The sequence below is a fragment of the Kluyvera sp. EC_51 genome, assembly GCF_019584505.1.
Taxonomy (GTDB): Bacteria; Pseudomonadota; Gammaproteobacteria; order Enterobacterales; family Enterobacteriaceae; genus Kluyvera; species Kluyvera sichuanensis.
This window is the reverse complement of the sequence record NZ_VDAG01000029.1, coordinates 113719-139678: the sequence shown is the minus strand read 5'-3', so window position 1 is coordinate 139678 and position 25960 is coordinate 113719. Positions and strand designations below refer to the sequence as shown.

General features: G+C 55.3%; 28 protein-coding genes and 1 tRNA gene. 15 read left to right on the top strand and 14 right to left on the bottom strand.

Annotation, left to right across the window (positions count from 1 at the left end):
• The 9 genes from FHC49_RS08715 to FHC49_RS08675 form a co-directional block, all read left to right on the top strand.
• Positions 1–99, top strand: a 99-nt coding sequence (locus FHC49_RS08715; RefSeq protein WP_000641146.1) for an IS1 family transposase, incomplete at its 5' end; no start/stop codon positions are given.
• Positions 100–144: 45 nt separating this feature from the next.
• Positions 145–696: a type 1 fimbrial major subunit FimA gene (fimA, locus tag FHC49_RS08710; protein ID WP_220439545.1), complete on the top strand. Its 552-nt coding sequence runs from the start codon at positions 145–147 to the stop codon at positions 694–696.
• A 70-nt stretch (positions 697–766) separates the two neighbouring features.
• Positions 767–1306 carry a fimbrial protein gene (locus FHC49_RS08705; RefSeq protein ID WP_220439550.1) on the top strand — a complete coding sequence of 180 codons (540 nt, stop codon included), beginning with the start codon at positions 767–769 and terminating at the stop codon, positions 1304–1306.
• A 17-nt stretch (positions 1307–1323) separates the two neighbouring features.
• The gene (locus tag FHC49_RS08700) at positions 1324–2040 is read left to right on the top strand and encodes a fimbria/pilus periplasmic chaperone (RefSeq protein ID WP_220439544.1); all 717 of its coding nucleotides are present in this window, start codon (positions 1324–1326) and stop codon (positions 2038–2040) included.
• 72 nt (positions 2041–2112) lie between these two features.
• On the top strand, positions 2113–4713 hold the full coding sequence (locus FHC49_RS08695; protein WP_220439543.1) for a fimbrial biogenesis usher protein: 2601 nt from the start codon (positions 2113–2115) through the stop codon (positions 4711–4713).
• A gap of 10 nt (positions 4714–4723) precedes the next feature.
• Positions 4724–5251, top strand: a complete 528-nt coding sequence (locus tag FHC49_RS08690; RefSeq protein WP_220439542.1) for a fimbrial protein — start codon at positions 4724–4726, stop codon at positions 5249–5251.
• Positions 5252–5263: 12 nt separating this feature from the next.
• The gene (locus FHC49_RS08685) at positions 5264–5767 is read left to right on the top strand and encodes a fimbrial protein (protein ID WP_185668341.1); all 504 of its coding nucleotides are present in this window, start codon (positions 5264–5266) and stop codon (positions 5765–5767) included.
• Positions 5768–5783: 16 nt separating this feature from the next.
• The gene (locus tag FHC49_RS08680; RefSeq protein ID WP_220439541.1) at positions 5784–6689 is read left to right on the top strand and encodes a fimbrial protein; all 906 of its coding nucleotides are present in this window, start codon (positions 5784–5786) and stop codon (positions 6687–6689) included.
• A gap of 185 nt (positions 6690–6874) precedes the next feature.
• On the top strand, positions 6875–7174 hold the full coding sequence (locus tag FHC49_RS08675; protein ID WP_220439540.1) for a SymE family type I addiction module toxin: 300 nt from the start codon (positions 6875–6877) through the stop codon (positions 7172–7174).
• A gap of 48 nt (positions 7175–7222) precedes the next feature.
• Here the strand turns inward: FHC49_RS08675 and FHC49_RS08670 are convergent.
• Both FHC49_RS08670 and FHC49_RS08665 read right to left on the bottom strand, forming a co-directional pair.
• A tRNA-Phe gene (locus tag FHC49_RS08670) sits at positions 7223–7298 on the bottom strand.
• Between the two features lie 105 nt (positions 7299–7403).
• Positions 7404–8111 (bottom strand): DUF554 domain-containing protein, encoded by a 708-nt coding sequence (locus FHC49_RS08665; protein ID WP_185668338.1) that lies wholly within the window; start codon positions 8109–8111, stop codon positions 7404–7406.
• 418 nt (positions 8112–8529) lie between these two features.
• Between FHC49_RS08665 and FHC49_RS08660 the strand changes: the two genes are divergently transcribed.
• Positions 8530–10665 (top strand): ornithine decarboxylase, encoded by a 2136-nt coding sequence (locus FHC49_RS08660; RefSeq protein ID WP_220439539.1) that lies wholly within the window; start codon positions 8530–8532, stop codon positions 10663–10665.
• Positions 10666–10803: 138 nt separating this feature from the next.
• Here the strand turns inward: FHC49_RS08660 and FHC49_RS08655 are convergent, their stop codons facing one another.
• The 4 genes from FHC49_RS08655 to mutY all read right to left on the bottom strand — a co-directional run bounded on the left by FHC49_RS08655 (position 10804) and on the right by mutY (position 14783).
• The gene (locus FHC49_RS08655; RefSeq protein WP_185668336.1) at positions 10804–12060 is read right to left on the bottom strand and encodes a nucleoside permease; all 1257 of its coding nucleotides are present in this window, start codon (positions 12058–12060) and stop codon (positions 10804–10806) included.
• A gap of 241 nt (positions 12061–12301) precedes the next feature.
• Complete coding sequence (gene mltC, locus FHC49_RS08650) at positions 12302–13381, bottom strand: membrane-bound lytic murein transglycosylase MltC (protein ID WP_220439538.1); 1080 nt, start codon at positions 13379–13381, stop codon at positions 12302–12304.
• Between the two features lie 47 nt (positions 13382–13428).
• Entirely contained in the window at positions 13429–13704 is a 276-nt protein-coding gene (locus tag FHC49_RS08645) for an oxidative damage protection protein (protein WP_185668334.1), read from the bottom strand.
• Positions 13705–13730: 26 nt separating this feature from the next.
• The gene (gene mutY / locus FHC49_RS08640) at positions 13731–14783 is read right to left on the bottom strand and encodes an A/G-specific adenine glycosylase (RefSeq protein WP_185668333.1); all 1053 of its coding nucleotides are present in this window, start codon (positions 14781–14783) and stop codon (positions 13731–13733) included.
• A gap of 156 nt (positions 14784–14939) precedes the next feature.
• Here mutY and trmB point away from each other — a divergent pair, with 156 nt between their 5' ends.
• From trmB to FHC49_RS08620, 4 genes are all read left to right on the top strand, one after another.
• Positions 14940–15659 (top strand): tRNA (guanosine(46)-N7)-methyltransferase TrmB, encoded by a 720-nt coding sequence (trmB, locus tag FHC49_RS08635; protein WP_185668332.1) that lies wholly within the window; start codon positions 14940–14942, stop codon positions 15657–15659.
• Position 15660: 1 nt separating this feature from the next.
• The gene (locus tag FHC49_RS08630; RefSeq protein WP_185668331.1) at positions 15661–15987 is read left to right on the top strand and encodes a YggL family protein; all 327 of its coding nucleotides are present in this window, start codon (positions 15661–15663) and stop codon (positions 15985–15987) included.
• A 177-nt stretch (positions 15988–16164) separates the two neighbouring features.
• Positions 16165–16884, top strand: a complete 720-nt coding sequence (locus FHC49_RS08625) for a DUF2884 domain-containing protein (protein ID WP_220439537.1) — start codon at positions 16165–16167, stop codon at positions 16882–16884.
• A gap of 116 nt (positions 16885–17000) precedes the next feature.
• Complete coding sequence (locus tag FHC49_RS08620; protein WP_220439536.1) at positions 17001–18005, top strand: DUF1202 family protein; 1005 nt, start codon at positions 17001–17003, stop codon at positions 18003–18005.
• A gap of 45 nt (positions 18006–18050) precedes the next feature.
• On the opposite strand, the gene FHC49_RS08615 is transcribed toward FHC49_RS08620, so the two are convergent.
• The 8 genes from FHC49_RS08615 to FHC49_RS08580 all read right to left on the bottom strand — a co-directional run bounded on the left by FHC49_RS08615 (position 18051) and on the right by FHC49_RS08580 (position 24499).
• Complete coding sequence (locus FHC49_RS08615; protein WP_220439535.1) at positions 18051–19352, bottom strand: TRAP transporter large permease; 1302 nt, start codon at positions 19350–19352, stop codon at positions 18051–18053.
• Positions 19352–19855: a TRAP transporter small permease gene (locus tag FHC49_RS08610; RefSeq protein ID WP_220439534.1), complete on the bottom strand. Its 504-nt coding sequence runs from the start codon at positions 19853–19855 to the stop codon at positions 19352–19354. The genes FHC49_RS08615 and FHC49_RS08610 overlap by 1 nt, the downstream gene beginning before the upstream one ends.
• A 47-nt stretch (positions 19856–19902) precedes the next feature.
• Positions 19903–20889 carry a TRAP transporter substrate-binding protein gene (locus tag FHC49_RS08605; RefSeq protein ID WP_220439533.1) on the bottom strand — a complete coding sequence of 329 codons (987 nt, stop codon included), beginning with the start codon at positions 20887–20889 and terminating at the stop codon, positions 19903–19905.
• Positions 20890–21191: 302 nt separating this feature from the next.
• Positions 21192–22328 carry a radical SAM family heme chaperone HemW gene (gene hemW / locus FHC49_RS08600; protein ID WP_185668325.1) on the bottom strand — a complete coding sequence of 379 codons (1137 nt, stop codon included), beginning with the start codon at positions 22326–22328 and terminating at the stop codon, positions 21192–21194.
• Positions 22321–22914 carry an XTP/dITP diphosphatase gene (locus FHC49_RS08595; protein WP_185668324.1) on the bottom strand — a complete coding sequence of 198 codons (594 nt, stop codon included), beginning with the start codon at positions 22912–22914 and terminating at the stop codon, positions 22321–22323. The genes hemW and FHC49_RS08595 overlap by 8 nt, the downstream gene beginning before the upstream one ends.
• 8 nt (positions 22915–22922) lie before the next feature.
• On the bottom strand, positions 22923–23213 hold the full coding sequence (gene yggU / locus FHC49_RS08590; protein ID WP_185668323.1) for a DUF167 family protein YggU: 291 nt from the start codon (positions 23211–23213) through the stop codon (positions 22923–22925).
• Positions 23210–23776, bottom strand: a complete 567-nt coding sequence (locus tag FHC49_RS08585) for a YggT family protein (RefSeq protein ID WP_220439532.1) — start codon at positions 23774–23776, stop codon at positions 23210–23212. The genes yggU and FHC49_RS08585 overlap by 4 nt, the downstream gene beginning before the upstream one ends.
• An 18-nt stretch (positions 23777–23794) precedes the next feature.
• Entirely contained in the window at positions 23795–24499 is a 705-nt protein-coding gene (locus tag FHC49_RS08580) for a YggS family pyridoxal phosphate-dependent enzyme (protein ID WP_220439531.1), read from the bottom strand.
• A gap of 16 nt (positions 24500–24515) precedes the next feature.
• Between FHC49_RS08580 and FHC49_RS08575 the strand changes: the two genes are divergently transcribed.
• A complete protein-coding gene (locus tag FHC49_RS08575; RefSeq protein WP_220439530.1) occupies positions 24516–25496 on the top strand; it encodes a type IV pilus twitching motility protein PilT in 981 nt (326 codons plus the stop codon).
• Positions 25497–25960 lie beyond the last annotated feature (464 nt).

Below are 25960 nucleotides of genomic sequence, written 5' to 3'. Positions count from 1 at the left end.
CTGGCACGGCTGGGACGGAAGTCGCTGTCGTTCTCAAAATCGGTGGAGCTGCATGACAAAGTCATCGGGCATTATCTGAACATAAAACACTATCAATAAGTTGGAGTCATTACCAAGATTCTCTATTAATAAGGAGTAGGTTTTATGGGAATTAATAAAGTCGCGCTGGTTATTATCTCTGCGCTGTCTATGGCTTCAACCGCTGCATTAGCGGCAGATACCACGACCGTAAATGGCGGTACCGTTCATTTTAAAGGTGAAGTCGTTAATGCTGCCTGCGCCGTCGATGCCGGTTCTATCGACCAGACCGTGCAGATGGGCCAGGTTCGTTCCGCAAAACTGGCGACGGCGGGCAGCACCAGCTCCGCAGTGGGCTTTAACATTCAGTTGAACGACTGCGATACCACCGTCTCTACCAAAGCGTCAGTGGCCTTCTCCGGCACGGCGATTGATACCACCAATACCACAGTTCTGGCGCTGCAAGGTTCAGCTTCCGGCGGCGCGTCTAACGTCGGTATTCAGATCCTCGACAACAAAGGCAAACCGCTGGCATTAGACGGTGCCACCTTCAGCAGCGCGACCACGCTGAACGATGGTACCAACGTGATTCCGTTCCAGGCGCGTTACTACGCCACCGGTGCGGCAACCGCGGGTGCGGCGAACGCTGACGCCACCTTCAAAGTGCAGTACGAGTAACCCATTCGGCAGGGACGACGTTCGGGGCCAGGGGGGCCCAGTTATCCGTGAAGGAACGGAGATGATAACGATGCAATGGATGAAATGGGGCCTGCTGGTTGCCATGTCGCCAGCCGTGGCGCTGGCTGGAAATCACTGGAACGTGACGGTCCCCGGCGGAAATATGCGCTTTCAGGGCGTCGTCGTCGCTGAAGCCTGTAGCGTCGCGGCGGGGGATCGCCTGATGACGGTAAAAATGGGTCAGGTCAGCAGTCATCGTTTTCATGCGGTAGGCGAAGAGTCCAACCCGATTGCTTTTGATATCCATCTTGAAGATTGCAACACCGAAGTCAGTCAACACGTCGGCGTGTCATTTCAGGGTGTGGCTGATGGCAAAGACCCGAACGTGCTCTCGGTGGGCGAAGGCGCGGGGATTGCTACCGGTATTGGTATCGCGCTGTTTGATGATCAGGGCGGGCGAATTGCGCTGAATGACGATCCCGTGCGCTGGGTGCGGCTCCACGACGGGCCGACCACGCTGCACTTTGTGGCGAAGTACCGATCGACCGCTCGGCAGGTCGTCGGCGGTACGGCCAATGCGCAGGCCTGGTTTGCATTGACCTACCAGTAATGAACCGAACGCAGGATATGACGGTAAGTACAACAAGGGTAAACATGAAAAGAACGTTGATGATGGTGTTCGGGCTGCTGATGGCGGCAACCGGGCTGGTTTCGCGCGCGGAAGCGGGCGTGGCGTTGGGGGCGACCCGCGTGATTTACCCGGCAGGGCAAAAGCAGGTTCCGCTGGCGGTCACCAACACCGATGAAAACGGCACCTACCTGATCCAGTCATGGGTGGAAAACGCTGCGGGAACGAAAGACGGACGCTTTGTGGTGACGCCGCCGCTGTTTGCGATGCAGGGAAAAAAAGAGAACACCTTACGTATTCTCGACGCCTCCAATAACCAACTGCCGCAGGACAGAGAAAGCCTGTTCTGGATGAACGTCAAAGCCATTCCGGCGATGGACAAATCTAAGCTTAACGACAACACCCTGCAACTGGCGATTATCAGCCGCATCAAGCTCTACTACCGCCCGGCTAAGCTTGCCATGCCGCCGGAAGAGGCTGCTCAGAAACTGACGTTTCGTCGCAACGCCGGCAAGCTCACGCTTATCAACCCTTCGCCCTATTACCTGACGGTTACCGAACTTAGCGTGGGCACGCGTGGGCTGGAAAACGCGCTGGTGCCACCGCTGGGCGAAACCAGCGTGAAAATTCCGGATGAGGCGAGCGGCGAGATTACCTACAGAACTATTAATGACTACGGTGCACTGACGCCGCGCGTCATCGGTGTGATGCGTTAAACAACGGGAATTTCCCGTATCCCTTGAACAGAATAAGAACAGACTGCCGGGCGATATCGAACCGGAGGGACTATGTCATATCTGAAATTTGGCCTCGACCATTTGCAGGCCCGACGTATACGGCTGACGCAACTCTCCGTTGCGACGTTGCTCGCTTCACCGGCCTTTCTCGCTCAGGCGGAGCTCTACTTTAACCCGCGTTTTCTGGCCGACGACCCGGCTGCCGTCGCGGATCTTTCTAGCTTTGAGAAGGGGCAGGAGCTACCGCCGGGCACCTATCGTATGGATATCTATCTGAACGATGGCTTTATGACCACTCGTGATGTCACCTTCAGCGCCGGTGAAAACGGCCACGGTTTGATGCCGTGCCTGACGCGCGGCCAGCTTGCCAGCATGGGGCTTAATACGGCTGTGATTAAGGGAATGGAAGCGCTAGAGCCTGATGCTTGTGTACCGTTTACGGAGATGATCAAGGATGCGACCATCCGCCTGGACGTCGGCCAGCAGCGTCTGTACCTGACCATTCCTCAGGCCTATATGGGAAATCAGGCGCGCGGCTATATTTCACCAGAGCTGTGGGATAACGGGATCACCGCCGGGCTGCTGAACTACAACTTTACCGGTAATAACGTACAAAACCGCGTTGGTGGCAGCAGCCAGTACGCCTATTTAAACCTGCAAAGCGGGCTAAACGTTGGCGCGTGGCGGCTGCGTGATAACAGCACCTGGAGCTACAGCAGCGGTTCAAGCAGCGAGAATAAATGGCAACACGTCAACACCTGGCTGGAACGTGATATCACGCCGTTTCGCTCGCGCCTGACGCTAGGCGACAGCTACACCAACGGCGACGTCTTTGACGGCATTAACTTTCGCGGCGCACAGCTGGCATCCGATGACAATATGCTGCCGGATAGCCAGAAAGGCTTTGCGCCGGTCATTCACGGTATTGCGCGCGGTACGGCACAGGTCTCTATCAAACAGAACGGCTATGAGATCTACCACAGCACGGTGCCGCCAGGTCCCTTCACCATTAACGATCTCTATGCCGCGGGCAACGGCGGCGATCTTCAGGTCGCCATCAAAGAGGCGGACGGTAGCGTTCAGAGCTTCACCGTGCCGTACTCTTCGGTTCCGGTTTTGCAGCGTGAAGGCCACACCCGCTACGCGCTGACTGCCGGGAAATACCGCAGCGGCAACGATCTCCAGGAAGATCCCACCTTCTTTCAAAGCACGCTGATGCACGGGCTACCGGCAGGATGGACGCTTTATGGCGGTACCCAACTGGCAGACCGCTATCGTGCCTTTAACCTGGGCGTCGGGAAAAATATGGGCGATCTGGGCGCGCTGTCGGTGGATATCACCCAGGCCAACGCGATGCTGCCCGATGACAGCGAACAGCAGGGCCAGTCGGTACGATTTCTCTATAACAAATCACTCAGTGAACTGGGTACCAATATTCAACTGGTGGGCTACCGCTACTCCACGCAGGGCTACTACAGCTTTGCCGATACCACCTACCAGCGCATGAGCGGCCATAGCGTAGTGACCGAGGACGGGCCGGTTTACGTGAAGCCGAAATTCACCGACTACTACAACCTGGCCTATAGCAAACGGGGCAAGGTGCAGGTGAGCGTGACCCAGCAGCTAGGCCGTACCGCCACCCTTTACGTAAGCGGTAGCCGCCAAAGCTACTGGGGAACCGACAGCGCGGATGAACAGTTCCAGGTCGGGCTGAATACCGCCGTCAGTGACATCAACTGGACGCTGAGCTACAGCCTGACCAAAAACGCCTGGCAGGATGGGCGTGACCAGATGCTGGCCGTGAACGTCAACATTCCATTCAGCCACTGGCTGCGTTCCGACAGCCAGTCCGTCTGGCGACACGCCAGCGCCAGCTACAGCATGTCTGACGATCTTAACGGTCGCATGAGCAACCTGGCCGGGCTGTACGGCACGCTGCTGGAAGATAACAACCTGAGCTACAGCGTGCAGACCGGCTACGCCAGCGGCGGGGAAGGCTCTAGCGGCAGCACCGGCTATGCGGCACTGAACTATCGCGGCGGTTATGGTAACGCCAACGTCGGTTACAGCCACAGCGACAGCCTGAAGCAGCTCTATTACGGCATGAGCGGCGGCGTGCTGGCGCATGCCAATGGCGTGACGCTAAGCCAACCGCTGAACGACACGGTTGTGCTGGTGAGCGCGCCGGGTGCGGAAGGCACAAGAATTGAAAACCAGACCGGGGTGCGCACCGACTGGCGCGGCTACGCCGTCCTGCCGTACGCCACCGAGTATCGCGAAAACCGCGTGGCGCTCGACACCAACTCGCTGGCGGATAACGTCGATTTAGACGACGCGGTGGTCAACGTGGTGCCCACTCATGGGGCGATTGTGCGGGCGAAGTTTAAAACGCGGGTAGGGATGAAGCTGCTAATGACGCTCACACATCGCGGCAAGCTGGTGCCTTTCGGTGCGGTGGTGACTTCAGCAGACAATCAGAACAGCAGCATCGTGGCGGATAACGGCCTCGTTTACCTGAGCGGTATGCCGCTCGCCGGGAAGGTTCAGGTGGTATGGGGCGAAGGCGACGATGCACGCTGCGTGGCGGACTACCGCATCCCAAATGAGAGCCTGGAACAGACGCTGATTCAGCTATCGGCCGTGTGCCGCTAAGGACAGAAGAATGAGAACTTCCTTTTATCTGCTCAGCGTGTGCTTGGCGCTGACGGCTACCTGCGCGCTGGCGGCGGATAGCACGATAACTATTACCGGCAACGTCAGGGATAACGGCTGCGCCGTGGCGGGGGAATCAAAAGACTTTACCGTTGACCTGATGAATAACGCCGCTAAACAGTTCGACGCCGTTGGCGCAACTACGCCCGCCGTCCCGTTTCGCATCGTGCTCTCGCCGTGCGGCGGGGCGGTCAGCGCAGTGAAGGTGGGATTTACCGGCGTGGCGGATAACGGCAATACCAGCCTGTTAAAGCTGGGCAGTGGCGCGTCTGCCGCGGCAGGAATGGGGGTGCAGATCCTCAACGGGCAGCAGACCACGCTGCCGATTAACGCTGCATCGTCGACCATTCCGTGGACGACGCTCACCCCCGGCCAGACTAACACGCTGAACTTTTACGCCCGCCTGATGGCGACGCAGGTGCCGGTCACCCCGGGCCACGTTAACGCCACGGCGACGTTCACTCTTGAATTTCAGTAAGCGGAGGCGCAGATGAAACGGGTTTATTACGGATGGCTGTGGGCGTTAGCCCTGATGGCGGTCTCTCCGGCGCTGTGGGCTGCCGATGTCACCATCACCGTCAACGGTAAAGTGGTGGCAAAGCCCTGCACGGTATCGACCACCAACGCCAGCGTCGAGCTTGGCGACCTCTATACCTTTAGCCTGCTTTCCGCGGGCTCGGCCTCCGCGTGGCACAGCGTGGCGCTTGAGCTCAGCAACTGCCCGGTCGGCACATCAAGGGTGATTGCCAGCTTTAGCGGCACGGCGGACGCCACCGGCTACTACCAGAATCAGGGCACCGCCAAAAACATCCAGCTTGAGCTCCAGGACAACGGCGGAAACACGCTGAACACCGGCGCTACCACGACGGTGACGGTGGACGAAGCATCGCAGTCTGCGCATTTCCCGCTGCAGGTGAGGGCGCTGTCGGTGAACGGCGGTGCAACCCAGGGCACCATTAAGACGGTCATCAACGTCACCTATACCTACGCCTGACCAGGAGAAGAGAGTAATGAAAAACGTGATAGCCCTACTGACCACGCTGCTGCTGGCTGGTTGGTCGTTTAACGCCTGGTCGTTTGCCTGTAAGACGGCGAACGGTACGACCATCCCCATCGGCGGCGGCAGCGCTAACGTTTATGTGGATCTTGCGCCTGCGGTAAACGTGGGGCAAAACCTGGTGGTCGATCTCTCGACGCAGATTTTTTGTCATAACGACTACCCGGAGACCATCACCGACTATGTGACGCTGCAGCGCGGCTCGGCCTACGGCGGGGTGCTGTCGAGCTTTTCCGGCACCGTGAAATATAACGGTACCAGCTACCCGTTTCCCACCACTACCGAAACATCGCGCCTGATCTATAACTCCAGGACCGACAAGCCCTGGCCTACGGTGCTCTATTTGACGCCAATTAGCTCCGCCGGTGGTGTGGCAATTAGCGCCGGCACGCTGATTGCGAGGCTGATCTTGCGACAGACCAACAACAAGAACAGCGATGATTTTCAGTTTATCTGGAATATCTACGCCAACAATAACGTGGTGGTGCCGACCGGCGGCTGCGATGTTTCCTCGCGCAACGTAACGGTGACTCTACCGGATTACCCCGGCTCCACGGCCATTCCACTGACGGTTTACTGTGCGCAGAGTCAGAAGTTGGGTTACTACCTTTCAGGCACCACGGCGGATGCGGCGAACTCCATCTTCACCAACACCGCGTCGGCCTCACCGGCACAAGGGATTGGCGTGCAGCTTACGCGCAACGGCAGCGTACTTCCTGCTAATAGCACGGTGTCGCTTGGCACGGTGACGACGTCTGCCGTCAGCCTGGGATTAACGGCCAACTACGCGCGAACCAGCGGTCAGGTGACGGCGGGGAACGTGCAGTCGATTATTGGGGTGACGTTTGTGTATCAATGAGGGCGCTGTGTCGCAACGTTTTGCGAGGCGAATTCCAGATTAACGTGATGATTTGATTAGCGTATGAAAACCGCTTGCGGCCTGTAAGTGATAGCAGTACCTTTGCCTGGCATCTGCAAAATCAGGTGCCGGGATTAGCCTCTCCGATGGCGGCATTATTGACTGCTTGTTGGAGGTTGCCCCTTATGGCTACGATCCCTACCCAGACTCACCCATCATCCGCCACACCGATAAAAACCGAGCGCCGCTACACCGTCAGCTACGTCCCTCAGCAAGGTAATGCCAGCACGCCCTCCTTGAACCTCAGCGGAAAATGGCTAAAAGAGGTCGGTTTCGACACGGGAACAGGCGTCACGGTGAAGATTGCCGGAGACTGCATTGTGCTGATTCCGGATAACGATGAAATGAAAGCGCTGCGCGAAGAGATTAAGCAGATGAAGAACATGGTAAAAGCGGTGAAGGAGGGGGGATTGAACGCGTTGTGATATCCCTGAAAAGCAAAAACCCAGCCATAGGCTGGGTTCTTTAAATAGTGGTGCCCGGACTCGGAATCGAACCAAGGACACGGGGATTTTCAATCCCCTGCTCTACCGACTGAGCTATCCGGGCAACGGGGCGCATTAAACCGTAATCGCCTCGACTCGTCAACGAAATTTATAAAATTTGCGGCGAGTCGCACAATCTATCACCACTTTGCCCGTTTTACACACTGCGTCAGGCAAAAAACGCCGTCCAGGCCGCCGAAATCGGCATCGCCAGCAGCAGCGCAGGCAGCATATTCACCACCGCAAACATCTTAATCCCGCAGATGCGCAGCCCGGTAGCCAGCAGCAACAGGCCGCCGACGGCGGTGAAGTCGGCCATCATGGCGGGGGTGGTCAGCGGCAGGATCAGGAAGGCGCAGAACGCCAGCGAGAGCTGGATGATGAGCATCGGCACACTGATGGCGCAGACGGCAAAACCGAGCGAGCAGGCAAAGATCATTGCGGTGAAGAAATCGAGAAACGACTTGGCGATAAGAATGGTCGGGTCGCCGGTCATGCCTTCATGCATCGACCCAAAAATTCCCGTCCCGCTAGCGCAGAACAGTACGATAATCGCCACGAAGCTTTGAATAAAGTTCTCGTGCTGGCTGCTTTTTCCCGGCTTGAGCATCCGCTTTTGTACGCTGGAAACGGCTTTATTGATGCCTTTTTCCAGAAAGCAAAACTCACCAATCAGCGCGCCGACCAGCGTTGCGAGTACCATCACCGGCATATTGGCGCATTTGATAACGAGCAGAAGGCCAATCCCCAGCGAGGCAAGGCCAAAAATCGAGGTCATTGAAATGCGAATACGCTCGGGTAAACGCTGGCTGAGCAGCGCACCGATCAAGCCGCCGACCAGCACCGCGCCAGCATTAATAAATGGGCCTATTACCACGTTAACTCCTGTTACTTATCGATAAGTCCTGCATTATTATGGACTGATTAATCGGTTCAGTTCTTGTTTCTCCGTGGTATAAGTGCATAAAAATTTCGTCTTGCACCCCCTGGGGAATGGTGCCATGATTGCGCGAATTTTCTCCTTTCCTGAATCGGGGCCGCCTGCAATGACATCTTTGCCATTACATCGCCAATGCCACTTCGCCTGCTCGCGAAGGTCTGCCCCTTGCTCATTGCTCACCATGCGGTGAAGCCAACGCACGCTCACTGCAGGACAACAGTAAGATTAGACCATGTCTGCTTTTACTGATGTCTGGCGGTCGGAGCTGTAACCCAGTTGCACCCAGACGCTTTATGGGGCAAAGCCAGCGGCTTTGTCCGGGGCTTTTACTCTCCCTGAGTGGGTCGTTGCGCTTATGAAATCAATGCACATTGCTGCCAGTCGCGAACTGGTCTCTCGTCTCTCCACCCATCGCAGCGTGGTGGCGCTAGACGGCACCGACTTTACCGATGTGGCAGCAGTCGTCATTACGGTGGCGGATAGCCACAGCGGCATCCTGGCATTACTCAAACGTACTGGCTTTAACCTGCCGGTCTTCGTGCTGACGTCGGATGCTATCAGCGTGCCGGAAGGCGTGAATGCGGTGATTAGCGGAAAAGAGCAGGAGTGGCTGGAGCTGGAAACGGCAGCCTGTCGCTACGAAGAAGATCTTCTGCCGCCGTTCTTCGACACCCTGACCCAGTACGTTGAAATGGGCAATAGCACCTTTGCCTGTCCGGGTCATCAGCACGGCGCGTTCTTTAAAAAGCACCCGGCGGGCCGCCAGTTCTATGACTTTTTCGGTGAGAACGTGTTTCGTGCTGACATGTGCAATGCCGACGTGAAGCTCGGCGATCTGCTGATCCACGAAGGCTCCGCCAAGCACGCGCAGAAGTTTGCGGCGAAGGTCTTTAACGCCGATAAAACCTACTTTGTGCTGAACGGCACTTCGGCGGCTAACAAGGTCGTGACCAACGCGCTGCTCACTCGCGGCGATCTGGTGTTGTTCGACCGCAACAACCACAAATCCAACCACCACGGCGCGTTGATTCAGGCTGGGGCAACCCCGGTCTACCTGGAAGCGGCGCGCAACCCGTTCGGCTTTATCGGCGGCATTGACGACCACTGCTTTGACGATAGCTATCTGCGCGAGCAGATCCGCGACGTGGCGCCAGAGAAAGCCGATGACGCGCGTCCGTTCCGCCTGGCGATCATTCAGCTTGGTACCTATGACGGTACGATTTACAACGCCCGTCAGGTGGTGGATAAAATCGGCCATCTCTGCGACTACATCCTGTTCGATTCCGCGTGGGTGGGCTACGAGCAGTTTATCGACATGATGGCGGACACCTCGCCGCTGCTGCTGGATCTTAACGAAAACGATCCGGGGATTTTTGTCACCCAGTCGGTGCACAAACAGCAGGCCGGGTTCTCGCAGACCTCGCAGATCCACAAGAAAGATAACCACATTCGCGGCCAGGCACGTTTCTGCCCGCACAAGCGGCTGAACAACGCTTTTATGCTGCACGCCTCAACCAGCCCGTTCTACCCGCTGTTTGCGGCGCTGGACGTGAATGCCAAAATTCATGAAGGGGAGAGCGGCCGCCGCCTGTGGGCGGAGTGCGTTGAGCTGGGCATTGAAGCGCGTAAAGCGATTGTGGCGAACTGTAAGATGATCCAGCCGTTTATCCCGCCGATCGTCGACGGCCGCCCGTGGCAGGATCATCCGACCAAAACTATCGCCAGCGAACGTCGTTTCTTCAGCTTTGCGCCGGGTGCGCGCTGGCATGGTTTTGACGGTTACGCGCAGGATCAGTACTTCGTCGATCCGTGCAAGCTACTGCTGACTACGCCGGGCATTGATGCACAAACCGGCGAGTACACCGAGTTTGGCATTCCGGCGACGATCCTCGCGCACTACCTGCGTGAAAACGGCATTGTGCCGGAGAAGTGCGATCTCAACTCGATCCTCTTCCTGCTGACGCCTGCGGAATCCGCTGAGAAAATGGCGCAGCTGGTGGCGATGCTTGGTCAGTTTGAGCAGCACATTGAAGATGACACGCCGCTGGCCGACGTGCTGCCGACCATCTACAACAAATACCCGGTGCGCTATCGCGACTACACCCTGCGTGAACTGTGTCAGGAGATGCACGACCTGTACGTCAGCTTCGACGTGAAGGATCTGCAAAAGGCGATGTTCCGCAAAGCCAGCCTGCCGGCGGTAGTGATGAACCCGCAGGATGCCAACAGTGAGTTTATTCGCGGCAACGTTGAGCTGGTGCGTATCAGCGAAGCGGAAGGGCGCATTGCTGCCGAAGGGGCGTTGCCGTACCCGCCGGGCGTGCTATGCGTGGTGCCGGGCGAGGTGTGGGGCGGTGCGGTGCAGCGCTACTTCCTGGCGCTGGAAGAGGGCGTGAACCTGCTGCCGGGCTTTTCGCCGGAGCTTCAGGGGGTTTACAGCGAGAAGGATGCTGACGGGATTAGTCGGTTGTATGGGTATGTTTTGAAGTAGGGAGTGGGATTTCCCCTCACCCTAACCCTCTCCCCATGGGGGAGAGGGGACTGTTAGGTGCAGTGATTAATAACAGAATCCGGGGCGTTTTTCTCCCTCTCCCCCGTGGGGAGAGGGCCGGGGTGAGGGGGCCGTGCCTTAGTGGGCAACCGTCTGCACACCGGCAGGCGTACGCTCATGTTTGTATTTAAACAGCCCAACAAACGCCACCGCCAGAACCAGAGAGTAGGCAGCGAAAATCAGCCATACGCTCTGCCAGTCGGTGATGCCGTCCACGGTATACATCTCAACCACTTTACCGCTCGCCATACCGCCGAGGATACAGCCGAAGCCGTTGGTCATCATCAGGAACATGCCCTGCGCACTAGCGCGAATCTCCGGGCGAACCTCTTTCTCAACGAACACCGAACCGGAGATGTTGAAGAAGTCGAAGGCGCAGCCGTAAACAATCATCGACAGGACCAGCAGCACGGTGCCGAATGGCGTTGGGTCGCCGTAGGCGAACAGGCCGAAGCGCAGCATCCATGCGAAGATACTAATCAGCATCACGTTCTTGATGCCGTAGCGGCTTAAGAAGAACGGAATGGTGAGGATGAACAGGGTCTCAGAGATCTGCGAAATCGACATCATCACCGACGCGTGCTGCACGATAAAGCTGGTCGCAAACAGCGGATCTTTATCGAAGCTGTGCAGGAAGGTGTTGCCGAACATGTTGGTGATCTGCAGCTCTGCGCCCAGCATCATGGAGAAGATAAAGAAGATTGCCATGCGCTTGTTTTTAAACAGCGCAAACGCATCCAGCCCCAGCATGCTGGTCCAGCTCTGTTTCTGCTGCTGGTTAGAGACCGGAATATGCGGCAGGGTCAGGGTAAACAGCACCAGCACGACCGACAGCGCGGCACCGATATACAGCTGCATATGGCTCAGCTCGAAGCCGGAGAAGCTCACCGCCCACATCGCCAGAATAAAGCCGATAGTGCCCCAGATACGAATTGGTGGGAAATCGTTAACGATATCCAGACCGGCCGTTTTCAGGCGGTAGTAAGAGATGGTGTTAATCAGGCCCAGCGTTGGCATATAGGCTAGCGAGTTGAGCAGGATAACGAAGAACATTGCGCTCGGTGTGGTGACTTCGGCCGCCATAAACAGCGTACCGGCCCCGACCAGGTGACAGAAGGCGTAAACCCATTTGGCGCTGATCCACTTATCCGCCACGATGCCGAGCAGCGTTGGCATAAAGACGGCAGCGATACCGAGGGAGCTATAAACCGCGCCGATAGATGCGCCGTCGAATTTAAGCGTAACAAACATGTATGAGCCGAGCGTGGTGAGCCAGCTCCCCCAAAGACAGAACTGCAGGAACGACAGTATCTTAAGCTGCAGCTTTAAATTCATGTTGCTTTCCTCACAAAATTTGGCGTGGTGTGTTACTTGGATAACATTCAGAGGCGTTATTTGCGCTGATACTATCAACGTGGATAGCGAGACATTGTTAAGCACCGCAAAATTTTGCAATTATTCTTACTTTGCAAAACGATTTAGTGACAAAAGTAACATTTTTATAGCGGGAGTTGGTGGGAAGGCCGCTCTCATCCCGGTGAGTTAGGGATGAGAGCGCCTGATAGTGTGAGAATTATTACTTGCGACGATAGCTCTTCTGCGCGGTATTCACCTTATACAGATAGCGACGTGATTCCGCAGACGGATGGCGCGTGGTCAGGGTCTGATAAACGTCGCCCGGGGCCATGCTGTTGATAATATTCGCCGCCTGAACTTTATCGTTGGAGAAGACGCGCAGCACGCTGCCCGCGCCGCCGTTATAGGCGGTGATCACCGCATAGCGACGCGACGTTGGGTTATCGATACCGCCCAGATAGACGTTACTCAGCATCGCCAGATAGGCGGTACCGGTGTCGATGTTACTGGCCGGGTCGAACAGGAAGCTACGGCTTGGCGTGCCGGATTTCCCCTGCGAACGGAACACGTCTTTCCCAGCGGTATGCTGCACAACCTGCATCAGCCCCATCGCATCAGAACGGCTGACCGCATACGGGTTGAAGGAGGATTCGGTCTGCATAATCGCCAGAATCAATGACTCGTCGACGCCGTATTTACGGGATGCCTGACGCACCATGCCCAGATATTTATGCGCACGTTTATCCAGGTGGTTTGGCACCAGATTAATGGTCACGCTGTAGATAATATGCAGGCCGCTGGTGCGTTTTTTCATCCGCGTTTGCAGCAGGTAGTCAGCAAAGCGCTCGGCGCGCCACTGCCAGCGAATGGCTTCGCCGGTATTGTCGACCACCTGGCCGTAGAGGAACGGCTCTTTGGAAATCTGAATATCGTCGGCGTCGGAATAAAGGTCAACCGAGCCGGGGTCATCGCCCATTAACAGGGTGGTGACGATGGCTTGGCGCAGACGCGCGGCGGGATCGGTGCCAGCGATGGTTTCAACGGTGATGGTACCGTCGTCAAAGTTGATGTGGCTACGGGTCTGGTAGCCATCGGAATACTTAACGTAGTCTTTTGGGCCCGCTATCAGAACTTCGTTAAAGCCCCAGATGTTTTCAATGTTATGGGCGAACTGCCCCATCAGAATGTCAAAACCGTTGGTGTCTTTGACCCACGCCTCGTTATAGGTATCGCCTTTATTTTTTGAGGAACAGGAGACCAGCAGCGGCGCAATGAGTGCCAGAGCGAGTAATTTTTTCATTATTCCGGGAGCGCGTGTTGTTGATGTCTTAAAGGCCCGTCGGGCCCTTACTGTTTTTCAGGCGGCGTGTAGCCTTCAATGTGCACATCTTTGCCTTCAAACAGGAAATTGATCATTTCCTCTTCCAGCAGCTTACGGTGCTCCAGGTTCATCATGTTCAGTTTCTTTTCATTGATGAGCATGGTCTGCTTCTGCTGCCACTGCTTCCAGGCCTCTTTTGAGATCTCGTTATAGATACGCTTTCCCAGATCGCCTGGGTAGAGCTGGAAATCTTGTCCTTCGGCTTCGCGCTGCAGGAAAGTACAAAAAATGGTTCTGCTCATAATCAATCCTCTTATGTCGCCGCTCGTTAAACGAGTGAATCGGCGCGTAACTGCTGCAACAGGCGCTCAACCGGTGCGGCCAGCCCAACGACGGGCGGCTGCGCTAAGTTATACCAGAGAGCGTTGCCTTCATCCATGCATGGCGTGAATGAGGACACAGTAAGCCACATTGGCACAATGTCCAGATGGAAATGGCTGAAAGTGTGGCGGAACGCGGTTAGCTGAGTCAGCGTATCAGCAGGGATGTGCCGTGCCTCGAGCCAGTCTCGCAGCGCTTCTTCGGTCTCAAACTGCGGGAAACAGTATAGACCGCCCCACAGTCCGCTAGGCGGACGCTGCTGGAGAAAGACGTCGCGGCCGTTCTGCATCATCAGAAAATAGCCGGTACGTTCCGGGATGGTCTGCTTGGGTTTTTTGCCCGGATACTGCGCCCAGCTGCTATTCGCTGTGGCGATGCAGCCGTTCTCCAGCGGGCAGAGCGAACACTTCGGCTTAGAGCGGGTGCAGACCATCGCGCCGAGATCCATCATTGCCTGGTTAAAGCGCGATACGCCAACCGCAGGGGTGACCTGCTCGCTGATATCCCACAGTTTTTTCTCAACGTCCTTTTTCCCCGGCCAGCCGCCCACGGCGTAGCAGCGTGCCAGCACGCGCTTGACGTTGCCGTCGAGAATCGGGAAATGCTTGCCGAGCGACAGTGACAAAATCGCCCCGGCGGTGGAACGCCCTACGCCAGGCAGCGCGGCCACTTCATCGAAGGTTTCCGGGAAGCGTCCCTGGTGGAGCGTAGCGACCTGCTGCGCGGCCTTATGCAGGTTACGCGCGCGGGCGTAGTAGCCGAGCCCGGTCCACAGATGCAACACGTCATCGAGCGGCGCGTTGGCGAGATCGGTTACGGTCGGAAAACGTGCCATAAACCGTTCAAAGTAAGGGATGACGGTGGTAACCTGCGTTTGTTGCAGCATTACCTCGGACAGCCATACTTTGTAAGGCGTCTTTTCAATTTGCCAGGGCAGGGTTTTACGCCCGTATTTGTCGTACCACTCCAGCACCTGGGCTGAAAATTGAGACGCTTGCATGGTCAAAGCTATGTTTCCAGTATCGTACTATTCAGGGGCCAGATTGCAGCACAGCGGTACTATGCTGTAAACAGGAACTTTCCGGTGCTTGCATCCGGCAACTAACTTTGGATAATGCCCGTTTCCCGAACACTCTCACAAGCAGACTTAATTTTTATGAAGAACGACGTCATTTCACCGGAATTTGATGAAAACGGCCGCCCACTGCGCCGCATTCGTAGTTTTGTTCGTCGCCAGGGGCGACTGACAAAAGGGCAGGAACACGCGCTGGAAAACTACTGGCCGGTGATGGGCGTTGAATTCAGCGAAGAGCCTGTCGACCTCGCCGCCCTGTTTGGCCGCGAAGCACCGGTCACGCTGGAGATTGGTTTCGGGATGGGCGCTTCGCTGGTGGCGATGGCCAAAGCGCGCCCGGAGCAGAACTTCCTCGGCATTGAAGTGCACTCACCGGGCGTGGGCGCGTGCCTGGCATCCGCACACGAAGAAGGTGTCGATAACCTGCGCGTGATGTGCCACGATGCGGTCGAAGTGCTGCACAAGATGATCCCGGACAACTCCCTGAACATGGTTCAGCTCTTTTTCCCTGACCCATGGCACAAAGCGCGTCATAATAAACGCCGTATCGTTCAGGTACCGTTTGCCGAGCTGGTAAAAAGCAAACTGAAGCTGGGCGGCGTGTTCCACATGGCGACCGACTGGGAAGCCTATGCCGAACATATGCTGGAAGTGATGTCCTCCATTGACGGATATCAGAACCTGTCTGAAAGTAAAGACTATGTACCGCGCCCACAATCGCGCCCGGTAACCAAATTTGAACAGCGTGGTCATCGTCTTGGCCACGGCGTATGGGACTTAATGTTCGAGAGGGTGAAATAAAATGGCAAAGAATCGTAGCCGTCGTTTGCGTAAAAAGATGCACATCGAAGAGTTTCAGGAAATTGGTTTCTCCGTTGCATGGCGCTTCCCGGAAGGCACCAGCGCAGAGCAGATTGATCAGCAAGTCGACCAGTTTATCGATGAAGTGATCGAGCCGAACAAACTGGCCTTTGACGGCAGCGGCTATCTGGCCTGGGAAGGTCTGATTTGCACCCAGGAAATTGGTAAATGCACCGAAGAACACCAGGCGCTGGTCCGTAAGTGGCTGGAAGACCGCAAGTACGAAGAGGTCCGCACCAGCGAACTTTTCGACGTTTGGTGGGACTAATAGTCTATATACACGAAATCATTCAAGCTGCATCAAGGCGGCAAGAGAGCGAATCCCCAGGAGCGTACATAAGTACGTGACTGGGGTGAGTGAACGCAGCCAACGCAGAGGCAGCTTGAAGGATGAAGTGTATAAGGGGCCGGCATTTGCTGGCCCGATTTATATTAAGGGAAAGTGATGATGCGTAAAACGCTGCTGACGGCAGTTTTAACCTTCACTGCGATGTCCGCCCATGCTGACTACCAGTGCAGCGTAACCCCCCGCGATGATGTTGTGCTTAGCCCGAAAACCGTGCAGGTGAAAGGTGAAAACGGCAACCTGGTGATCACCCCAACCGGCGATGTGACCTACAACGGCAAGGTCTACACGCTGAGTGCTGCCCAGCGCGAGCAGGCGAAAGACTACCAGACCGAACTGCGCAGCGCGCTACCGTGGATTGACGATGGCGCTCGCAGCCGCGTTGAAAAAGGCCGCGTAGCGCTGGATAAAATCATCGCTAAAGAAGTGGGCGAGAGCAGCAACATGCGCGGGCGTCTGACCAAGCTCGATGCGCAGCTCAAAGCACAGATGAACCGCATTATTGAACACCGCACCGACGGCCTGACCTTCCACTACAAAGCTATCGACGAAGTTCGCGCCGATGGGCAGCAGCTGGTGAACCAGGCGATGGGCGGTATTCTCCAGGACAGCATCAACGAAATGGGCGCCAAGGCCGTGCTGAAAGGCGGCGGTAACCCGCTTCAGGGCGTGCTGGGGAGCTTAGGCGGTCTACAAACGGCCATTCAGAACGAATGGAAAAACCAGGAGGCGGATTTCCAGGCTTTCGGTAAAGACGTGTGTGGTCGCGTGGTGTCGCTGGAAGAGAGCCGCAAAGCGCTGGTTGGCACCCTGAAGTAACCCCTTCTTAACTGGCTACCTGCTTTTCGCCGGTAGTCAGAATCAGATTTCGTTTATCCTTCTTCCCTTCGCAGATTCCGTATGATGCACCCTCACTCATAAAAAGGAATTTGCCGATGACACTCGCCTGGAAATGCGGGCTGCTCCTGCTAAGTAGTATCTCCCTTCACGCTTTTGCCGATGACAACACGCCAACTGATGATGTTATTAAGCAGCAGTTCGCCGAACACTCTGATGGCTTGATGCATCTTGGGGCACTGAAGCTTAGTCCGCTAGAATCGGTAGGCAATCGCGCGACCTACATGGTCGAGGGCGATATTGCGTCTAACGACGATCTCTACGGTATTCTTGGCGCAGCTGGCGACTACCTTTTCTACGAACGGACCTGGAAAAAAGACCAGCCGGTAAAATTTTCGGCGATGATGACTGCCGTTGGAACCAGGACTTCAGGCTGGAAAACCGAATTTTTCTCAATGCAAATGGCCGCCAAAAGCGTGGGACGCCCCTTTAGCCACGAGAAAGATCTCTCCAGGGCGCTGGTGGTTAACGACAGCGGCTATATGGCGCAGTTTGCCAGAATAGACGCGCAGTTCGCCGCCAGTAAGACGCTTATCCAGAAACAGCAGGCAGAGTATGAAGCGCTAAAGAAAAAGCTCGATGCTCAGGATGAAAAGATCAAACGTTCATGGGGAACAGATGAAAACGGTAAGCAGCTCGATCGTGGCGCGCTTCAACGAGCGCAAGTCCAACAGTTGAATGAACTCGATCGTAAAAATAGCTTTGCCAAATTTGAGTCTCAGTACTATCTCAACGTTTATGAACCAGCGCTGGCGGCCTGCCAGAAAAAAGCGGGTTGCGATAGCGCTCCCATTCACGCAGCCCGTGACGTGGTGCTAGAGAAAACAAAAGAGGAGTACTACCGCCAGCATATCCAGTTGCGGGACAAACTGACTGCTGAGATGGCGGAAAAAGATAAACAACTGGCACCGCTGCAGAAAGAGCGTCAGGCGCTGTATGAACAGATGATGGAGGTGTCGTTCAGTATTAATGACCTTGAGCGTAACGATAAGATCTGGCAGGAAGGGACGGCGAAGCTGCGTAAAGAGGGCGTGATTCCGTAATACAAGATACAAGGGAGGCGAGCCTCCCTTTACGAGCGTGAAACCTTACATCAGCCCCAGAATCTGCGGAATAAACAGGGAAATCTGCGGGATATAGGTAATCATCATCAACGCAACCAACAGGGCGAAATAGAAAGGAAGCAGCGGCTTGATCAACTGTTGGATTTTCACCCCAGAGATTGAGCAGCCGACAAACAGAGCGCTGCCTACCGGCGGCGTCAGCAACCCGATGCACAGGTTCGCCACCATCATGATCCCGAAATGTACCGGGTCCATCCCCAGATCCTGAGCGATCGGCAGGAAGATTGGTGTGAAGATCAGCACCGCAGGCGTCATGTCCATAAAGATACCGACGATCAGCAGCACGATGTTAATCAGCAGCAGAATGACCAGCGGGTTGTCTGAGATCCCCATCAGCGTGTCACTGATCATATAAGGGATATCGGCGTTGGTCATTGCCCATGACATGCCCACAGAAAAGCCGATCAGCAGCAGAACGATGGAGGTGGTCACCACCGACTCAAGGATAAGCTTAGGCAGGTCGCGCCACTTCACCTCGCGGTAGATAAGCACCGACAGGATAAAGGTATAAACTACCGCAATGGCAGAGGCTTCGGTGGCGGTGAAAATCCCGCCGAGGATACCGCCCATCACGATAAAGACCAGCAGCAGGCTTGGCAGCGCGTCGAGGAAGGCTTTTGCTGCTTGCGCACAGGTTGGGCGCTCAGAAACCGGATAGCCGCGTCGTTTGGCAATAATCGCGCAGACGATCATGATAGCCAGGCCCATCAAAATGCCGGGCAGGTAGCCCGCCATAAACAGCGAAGCGACAGAAACGCCGCCTGCGGTAAGGGAGAAGACAATAAGCACGTTCGACGGCGGGATCAGCAAGCCGGTGATGCAGGAAGAGACGTTAACCGCCGTAGAGAATGCCGGATCGTAACCTTTTTTGGTCTGGATCGGATGCAGCGTCCCACCGACGGCTGCCGCCGCTGCAACCGCTGAACCTGAAATGGATCCAAACATCATATTGGCGAGTACGTTGACGTGGCCCAGCGAGCCGGGCACGCGGCCAACCATCACCTGTGCGAGGTTGATCAACCGTATCGCAATGCCGCCGCTGTTCATCAGCGTACCGGCAAAAATAAAGAACGGGATCGCCAGCAGGGCGAAGTTATCGAGTCCGTTCGCCAGGCGTTGGGAAACGCTAATCACCGCGATATCCCATGGGAACATCAATAGCATGGAGGCGACGGTGGCAATACCGATGGAAAACGAAATCGGCACGCCGATAAACACCAGCACGAAGAACGCGCCAAACAGCGTTAAGGCAATATACCCGTCCATTAGCACGCTCCTTGCGTGGAATTTTTCAGGCTCAGTAAGCCGTTAACGATGAACCATAAGGCGTAAAACATCATGATGAGACCGGTTAATGGCAGGATCAGATAGACGTAGCCCATCGGGATCTGCATCGCAGCGGACACCTGCGAAGTGGCGAGCGTTTTATCGATAAGCTTCAGGCCGCCGGTGACGATCACCGAACCGGCAAAGAGAAAAATCAGCAAGTTAATCACGATGCTGAGTAGCTTCTGTTTTTGCGGTTTCAGCGTCATCGCCAGTAAATCAATCGCCAGATGGCGCTGCGCGCCGACGGTATAGGCGGCCCCGAGCAGACCAACCCAAATCATCAGAAAGCGTGCCAGTTCGTCGGTAAGCGTGCTGGGCTGGCTTAACACATAGCGGCTAAAAACCTGCCAGACGACGCATATAACCAGCGCGATCATGACCGCGACGGAGAACGCGGCGATCGTGCGGTCCACCGCCTGTTTAGTGCGGGTAAAAATCATCGTTTATTATCCTGGTGAAGGCGGGCCAAGGGCTGGCCCGCAAGGGATTATTCTGCGGCGGCTTCAAATTTGGCCAGCAGCGCGGCCTGTTTTGGATCTTTGCTGAAATCATCGAACAGCGGCTGAACGGCGGCACGGAACGGCGCTTTGTCGACTTTGACGATCTCCCCGCCCATCGCTTTAGCCTGTGCGCGGGTGTCGGCATCGACCTGATCCCACAATTTCTGCTGATAGGCTTCTGAGGCTTTGGCCGCTTTAGCGAGAATCTGCTGCTGCTCCGGGGTCAGCTTGCCCCAGGTTTTTGTTGAAATCACCAGGAAGTCTGGAATGGAGGCATGCTCATCTTCAGAGAAGACTTTCGCAATTTCGATATGGCGCGTTTGTACCCACGACGGCACGTTATTTTCTGCACCATCGACGACGCCTTGCTGCATGGCGGTATAGACTTCGCCGAACGAAATAGGCGTTGGTGACCCACCCATTAATTCCACCATTTTAATCGTCGTTGGGCTGGCCTGAACGCGAATTTTCAGCCCTTTTAAATCTTCAGGTTTAGTAATAGGCTGTTTGGCGTAAAAACTACGGGTACCAGCAACATAAGCCGAAAGTGCAAAGAATCCTTTCTCTTTGGTGGATTCCATAATTTCTTTACCGGCTTCGCCAAAGACGACCTTATTAAAATGGTTCTGGTCTTTAAACAGGAATGGCAGATTATAAATGGCGTACACGTTATCAAATGATTCCAGATCGCTGGCAGAGCCTTTAGTTAAATCCAGCGCCCCGTTTTGCAACAGCTCCATGGTTTCACGCGCGCTGCCCATCTGGCTGCTTGGGTAGATGCGGAGCGTCATTTTGCCGTCAGACAACTGCTTAACTTCTTTCGCCATTTCCTCGAAGGCCTGGTGAACAACGTGGCTGCGCTCGAGATTGTGCGCGAGCTTAAGCGTCACTTTTTCTGCAGCGGTTGCCCCGGTGGAAAGTAACGCGAGCAGAGAAGCGCACATCAGCGTTTTGCTAAAAGAGAGAGGTTTCATTAATAGGCTCCATGCACATTAATTATCGTGGTTTATATCTGTCGGGATAGTCTGTGTTTCTGTATGACATATTATCCTGGTTGTCAGACAACTTCACGCTAACGCTCTCACATTTTTAACCTGGCTATATGTTAAATGCGATTTTTGTGTGCTGGGTTATATTTATTTAATATCCATCACTGGTTATTAATATTTTATTGAAATATTTATGTGGGTATTATTCGTTAAAATTAATTTAGATAGATCGGAATAAATGAGGTATATATTTGCCGTTATTAATAACGGCAAATATATAAGTTGCATTATTCGCTAAGGAATAATTCCAGCAGCGAATTCAAAAATAGCTTGCCGTGCTCGGTGATCTGCCAGTACGCCTCGCACTCGGTCAGGTAGTTCTGTGCCAGTGCTTCATCAAGCTGCGGGCGGATCACGCTTTCATCGAGGCCGGTGTAGGCGCTGAATTCCGCGCGTGGCGCTGGCTCCAGCAGGCGAAAACGGTTCATAAAGAACTCGAACGGTTTGTCCGCGTTTTCAACGTCGTGCTGACGTTCCAGATAGCGTCCTTCCATATAGCCGCGCGGGTGGCGAGTCTTGGCTGTGCGTAGAATGCGCCCATCCGGGAAGGTCACCTTACCGTGTGCACCGCAGCCGATGCCGAGATAGTCACCAAAGCGCCAGTAGTTGAGGTTGTGCTGGCACTGGTAGCCCGGTTTGGCGTAAGCCGAGGTTTCATACTGCTGATAGCCCGCGGCGGTCAGCAGCTGATGGCCTTGCTCGAAGATATCCCACAGCGAGTCGTCGTCCGGCAGCACCGGTGGGCGAGAGCCGAACAGGGTATTAGGCTCAATCGTTAGCTGGTACCAGGAGAGGTGCGGCGGGGAAAGTTCAATCGCCTGACGCAGGTCGCTCAGCGCCTCTTCCAGTGATTGATCCGGTAGCCCGTGCATCAGGTCGAGGTTGAAGCTGCGTAGCCCCAGCCCGCTCGCCAGACGCGCGGCGCGCTTAGCCTCTTCCGGCCCGTGAATACGCCCCAGCCGCTGCAATTTGCTGTCGCTAAAGCTCTGCACGCCGATGGAGATGCGGTTCACCCCTGCGCGCTGATACTCCACAAAGCGATCAGCTTCGACGGTGCCAGGGTTGGCTTCCATGGTGATTTCCGCGTCGCTTGCCAGCTTCAGTCGCGCACGCACGCCGTCGAGCAAGGTCTGCATCGCCGGGCCTGAAAGCAGGCTCGGCGTACCGCCGCCAATAAAGATGGTCTTTACTTCACGTCCCTGTGCCCAGGCGACATCCGCATCTAAATCGCTCAGCAGATGCTGTACGTAGTCGTCGTGAGGCACTTCGCCCTTAAGCGCGTGCGAGTTAAAGTCGCAGTACGGGCATTTTTGCACGCACCACGGGATATGAATGTAGAGACTCAGCGGAGGCAGATTAACCATTGCGCATCGCTTCCAGTAACTGCTTCAGCGCCTGACCACGGTGAGAGATGGCAATCTTCTCTTCGCGCGTGAGTTCGGCAGCAGTTTTGCCTTCCGACGGTACGAAGAAAATAGGATCGTAGCCAAAGCCACCTTCACCCGCTGGTGCACGGGTAATCACGCCAGGCCAGCGGCCGTGGCACACCAGCGGCGTGGGATCTTCGGCGTGACGCAGGTACACCAGCACGCAGTGGAACTGCGCCTGACGCTGGTCGTCTGGAACGTCTTTCAGCGTCACCAGCAACTTTTCGAGGTTCTGTTGGTCGGTGGCGTCCACGCCGGAATAGCGGGCGGAGTAGATACCTGGCGCGCCACCTAATACATCGACAGCCAGGCCGGAGTCGTCGGCAATCGCCGGTAAGCCGGTCACCTGGGCGGCATGACGCGCTTTGAGGATCGCGTTCTCAATAAAGGTCAGCCCGGTCTCCTCAGCGGATTCCACGCCAAGCTCGGTCTGGGCGACGATATCAAGACCAAAATCAGCGAGCAGCGAGGCGAGCTCGCGCACTTTACCGGCGTTACCGGTAGCGAGGACAACTTTTTGCATGGGATATCCTAATTTGTCAGGGCTGCAATGCCCGCAGGAATGTGTTGCGGATGAATAATTTTAACCTGTTTATGCCGCCCCAGTTCGCCTTTCTCAACGATGACCTGGCTTTTGGCAACCTTAAACTGTTTGGCGAGATACTTCACCAGATGGGCATTGGCCTGCCCATCAACGGGTGGGGCGGTGATGGCGACTTTTAACTCGTCGCCATGCTCCCCGACAATCGCGTCACGGCTGGCCTTTGGCTGAATGTATAGCCGTAGAACCAGCCCGTCATCGCAGGGCGTGACGGCACTCATAGCGCCATCCACAGCCCTGGCAGCAGCATATTGCCGGTGGCCTGCAGGACTTCTGCGATGCCCATATTAATCACGTACAGCAGCAGAACCAGAACCATTGGAGAGAAATCGATGCCCCCCATGGACGGCAGCAGGCGGCGGATTGGGCGCAGCAGTGGCTCGGCCAGCTGCATCAGCACAAATTCCACCGGGCTGCGGCCCTGACTGACCCAGCTCATGATAGCCATCAGCAACAGTACCCAGAAGATCAGCAGACCAATCGTCTTGAGCAGGATCAGCACCGCTGAGATCCAGATAATCGGCTGGAAGGTCACCACCATAAACAGCACGATGGCCTTGATAAAGCACAGGATAAACGCCAGCAGCAACGAGGAGCTGTCCAGCGGCCCCATTGGCGGAATAATACGGCGCAGCGGCCCAACGATAGGCTGGGTTATTTTCACCACGAACTGAGAGAACGGGTTGTAGAAATCACAGCGCGCCCACTGCATCCAGACGCGCAGCAGTAGCACCATTGTGTACAGTTCGAGAACTGTAGCGAGCAGGAAGGTCAACGTCTTCATGGCGTTCCTTGAGGTTCCTTATTTTTTTGTGTAATCACGCGCACCGAAAATCGCGGTGCCAATGCGTACCATTGTACTACCCGCCGCGATGGCGGCTTCCATATCGTCAGACATACCCAGAGATAATGTGTCGACGGTTGGGTAGTCTGCTTTCAACCGCGCAAACGCGGCTGCCATCTGTTGAGCGACGGCAAGTTGTCGCTCGTACTCTGTTTCCGGAGCCGGAATGGCCATCAGGCCGCGCAGGCGGACGTTTGGCAACGCGGCAATGTCGGCGGCCAGGGCATCCAGTGCGTCCAGCGAAATACCGGATTTGCTCTGTTCATCGCTGATATTGATTTGAATCAGCACGTTAAGCGGCGGCATCTCTGCCGGGCGCTGCTCGCTTAGCCTTGTGGCTATCTTCAGGCGGTCGACGGTATGACACCAGTCGAAATGCTCGGCGACCAGACGACTTTTGTTGGACTGCAACGGGCCAATAAAGTGCCATTGCAGCGAGGTGATACCTTTTTCCCGAAAGTGGAGGATCTTTTCCACCCCTTCCTGAACATAGTTTTCGCCAAATGCCCGCTGCCCGGCAGCGATCGCTTCTTCGACGGCGCTCGCAGGTTTGGTTTTACTGACTGCAAGCAGCGTAACTTCTTCTGAATCACGGCCGCAACGTACTGCTGCCGCTGAGATTTTCTCCCTGACCTGTGCCAGGTTATGCGCAATATCGTTCATATGTGCTGGTGGGTCTATGGATATACAAGAAATGGTGTCGCTTAGTGTAAAGCATAACGTATCGGATCTACACCTATGTAGCAGCAGGACGGCACGCTGGCGCCAGGCCGGAAAGCTTTTGATCGCGCCGTTTTCCTCGCCGGACCCGCAAATGCTGCTGGCGAGCTGGCTCAATGAAGCGCAAAAGCGCGAATGGCAGCAGCGCCATCAGCTGGATTTTGCGCTCTCGCTGCCTGGCTGTCCGCGCCTGCGTGCCAGCGCCTTTACGCACAGCGAGGGCATCTCTCTGGTGCTGCGACTGCTGCCTGTGGCGTGTCCAACGCTTGCGGCGCTGCATACGCCGGTGGCGCTGGCGGAGCTGCTACGGGAAGAGAGCGGGCTTATCCTGGTGACAGGAGCGACGGGGAGCGGTAAATCGACGACCCTTGCCGCAATGGTTGATCACCTCAACCATCAACTGGCGGGGCATATTGTGACGCTCGAAGACCCGGTGGAGTTTGTGCACGAAAGCGCTAGCTGTTTAATTCATCAGCGTGAAGTCGGGGCTCACACGGCGTCATTTTCCGCAGCACTGCGGGCCGCTCTGCGTCAGGACCCTGACGTTATTCTGCTGGGTGAATTGCGTGATAGCGACACCATTCGTCTTGCGCTGACGGCGGCAGAAACCGGGCATCTGGTTCTGGCAACGTTGCATACGCGAGGGGCACCGCAGGCCATTGAGAGGCTTATTGACGTTTTTCCCGCACAGGAAAAAGATCCGGTGCGTCATCAGCTGGCAAGCAGCCTGTGCGCGGTACTGTCGCAAAAGCTACAGCCGGATAAGCACGGCGGGCGGGTGGCGTTGTTTGAAATGCTGATCAACACCCCTGCCGTGGGTAACCTGATCCGCGAAGGGAAGACGCACCAGCTGGCAGGGGTGATGCAGACCGGCCTGCAGAACGGAATGCAGACTTTCAGCCAGAGCTATCAGCAGCGGGTGAAAGCCGGGATGCTATAACTTTGCGAAGGGAGTATACTTTTCACGCTGGCAACCAACAGATAAATCAGCCCCGGCGCTGAAACATTTTCCCTACCACAATGTATACATTAATAATGTGATGTAATTCCTGTTTTTTAATAAGCGCATCTTAAGTGATTATATTTTAAATGGCGTTTGTAAATATAATTATTTATCCTGTTGCGTGAATGTATTATTTTGTAGTTTCTACGTGATAATGCGCAAAACATTTTTATAACTTACTACGATTTTTATTCTAATAGAGTAATAATCTCTAAGCCATTAGGATGAGTTATTTGTAATGGTTCAATTACATTATGTTGCGTAGGCTTACAAAAAAAGGTTGATATTCTTTTGACACTTCTTGGCTCTTCGTTCTATTCTATTTATGTAATTAGGACTAATCTTATGAAATATTATTTCACTTCTTGATGCGTCCTTATTATTAATGGTATTAGGTTTAC

What these genes read in the sequence shown, in the direction of transcription:
- fimA (WP_220439545.1), top strand. Translation starts at nt 145, where the DNA reads ATGGGAATTAATAAAGTCGCGCTGGTTATTATCTCTGCGCTGTCTATG.
- FHC49_RS08705 (WP_220439550.1), top strand. Translation starts at nt 767, where the DNA reads ATGCAATGGATGAAATGGGGCCTGCTGGTTGCCATGTCGCCAGCCGTG.
- FHC49_RS08700 (WP_220439544.1), top strand. Translation starts at nt 1,324, where the DNA reads ATGACGGTAAGTACAACAAGGGTAAACATGAAAAGAACGTTGATGATG.
- FHC49_RS08695 (WP_220439543.1), top strand. Translation starts at nt 2,113, where the DNA reads ATGTCATATCTGAAATTTGGCCTCGACCATTTGCAGGCCCGACGTATA.
- FHC49_RS08690 (WP_220439542.1), top strand. Translation starts at nt 4,724, where the DNA reads ATGAGAACTTCCTTTTATCTGCTCAGCGTGTGCTTGGCGCTGACGGCT.
- FHC49_RS08685 (WP_185668341.1), top strand. Translation starts at nt 5,264, where the DNA reads ATGAAACGGGTTTATTACGGATGGCTGTGGGCGTTAGCCCTGATGGCG.
- FHC49_RS08680 (WP_220439541.1), top strand. Translation starts at nt 5,784, where the DNA reads ATGAAAAACGTGATAGCCCTACTGACCACGCTGCTGCTGGCTGGTTGG.
- FHC49_RS08675 (WP_220439540.1), top strand. Translation starts at nt 6,875, where the DNA reads ATGGCTACGATCCCTACCCAGACTCACCCATCATCCGCCACACCGATA.
- FHC49_RS08660 (WP_220439539.1), top strand. Translation starts at nt 8,530, where the DNA reads ATGAAATCAATGCACATTGCTGCCAGTCGCGAACTGGTCTCTCGTCTC.
- FHC49_RS08655 (WP_185668336.1), bottom strand. Translation starts at nt 12,060, where the DNA reads ATGAATTTAAAGCTGCAGCTTAAGATACTGTCGTTCCTGCAGTTCTGT.
- mltC (WP_220439538.1), bottom strand. Translation starts at nt 13,381, where the DNA reads ATGAAAAAATTACTCGCTCTGGCACTCATTGCGCCGCTGCTGGTCTCC.
- FHC49_RS08645 (WP_185668334.1), bottom strand. Translation starts at nt 13,704, where the DNA reads ATGAGCAGAACCATTTTTTGTACTTTCCTGCAGCGCGAAGCCGAAGGA.
- mutY (WP_185668333.1), bottom strand. Translation starts at nt 14,783, where the DNA reads ATGCAAGCGTCTCAATTTTCAGCCCAGGTGCTGGAGTGGTACGACAAA.
- trmB (WP_185668332.1), top strand. Translation starts at nt 14,940, where the DNA reads ATGAAGAACGACGTCATTTCACCGGAATTTGATGAAAACGGCCGCCCA.
- FHC49_RS08630 (WP_185668331.1), top strand. Translation starts at nt 15,661, where the DNA reads ATGGCAAAGAATCGTAGCCGTCGTTTGCGTAAAAAGATGCACATCGAA.
- FHC49_RS08625 (WP_220439537.1), top strand. Translation starts at nt 16,165, where the DNA reads ATGATGCGTAAAACGCTGCTGACGGCAGTTTTAACCTTCACTGCGATG.
- FHC49_RS08620 (WP_220439536.1), top strand. Translation starts at nt 17,001, where the DNA reads ATGACACTCGCCTGGAAATGCGGGCTGCTCCTGCTAAGTAGTATCTCC.
- FHC49_RS08615 (WP_220439535.1), bottom strand. Translation starts at nt 19,352, where the DNA reads ATGGACGGGTATATTGCCTTAACGCTGTTTGGCGCGTTCTTCGTGCTG.
- FHC49_RS08610 (WP_220439534.1), bottom strand. Translation starts at nt 19,855, where the DNA reads ATGATTTTTACCCGCACTAAACAGGCGGTGGACCGCACGATCGCCGCG.
- FHC49_RS08605 (WP_220439533.1), bottom strand. Translation starts at nt 20,889, where the DNA reads ATGAAACCTCTCTCTTTTAGCAAAACGCTGATGTGCGCTTCTCTGCTC.
- hemW (WP_185668325.1), bottom strand. Translation starts at nt 22,328, where the DNA reads ATGGTTAATCTGCCTCCGCTGAGTCTCTACATTCATATCCCGTGGTGC.
- FHC49_RS08595 (WP_185668324.1), bottom strand. Translation starts at nt 22,914, where the DNA reads ATGCAAAAAGTTGTCCTCGCTACCGGTAACGCCGGTAAAGTGCGCGAG.
- yggU (WP_185668323.1), bottom strand. Translation starts at nt 23,213, where the DNA reads ATGAGTGCCGTCACGCCCTGCGATGACGGGCTGGTTCTACGGCTATAC.
- FHC49_RS08585 (WP_220439532.1), bottom strand. Translation starts at nt 23,776, where the DNA reads ATGAAGACGTTGACCTTCCTGCTCGCTACAGTTCTCGAACTGTACACA.
- FHC49_RS08580 (WP_220439531.1), bottom strand. Translation starts at nt 24,499, where the DNA reads ATGAACGATATTGCGCATAACCTGGCACAGGTCAGGGAGAAAATCTCA.
- FHC49_RS08575 (WP_220439530.1), top strand. Translation starts at nt 24,516, where the DNA reads ATGGATATACAAGAAATGGTGTCGCTTAGTGTAAAGCATAACGTATCG.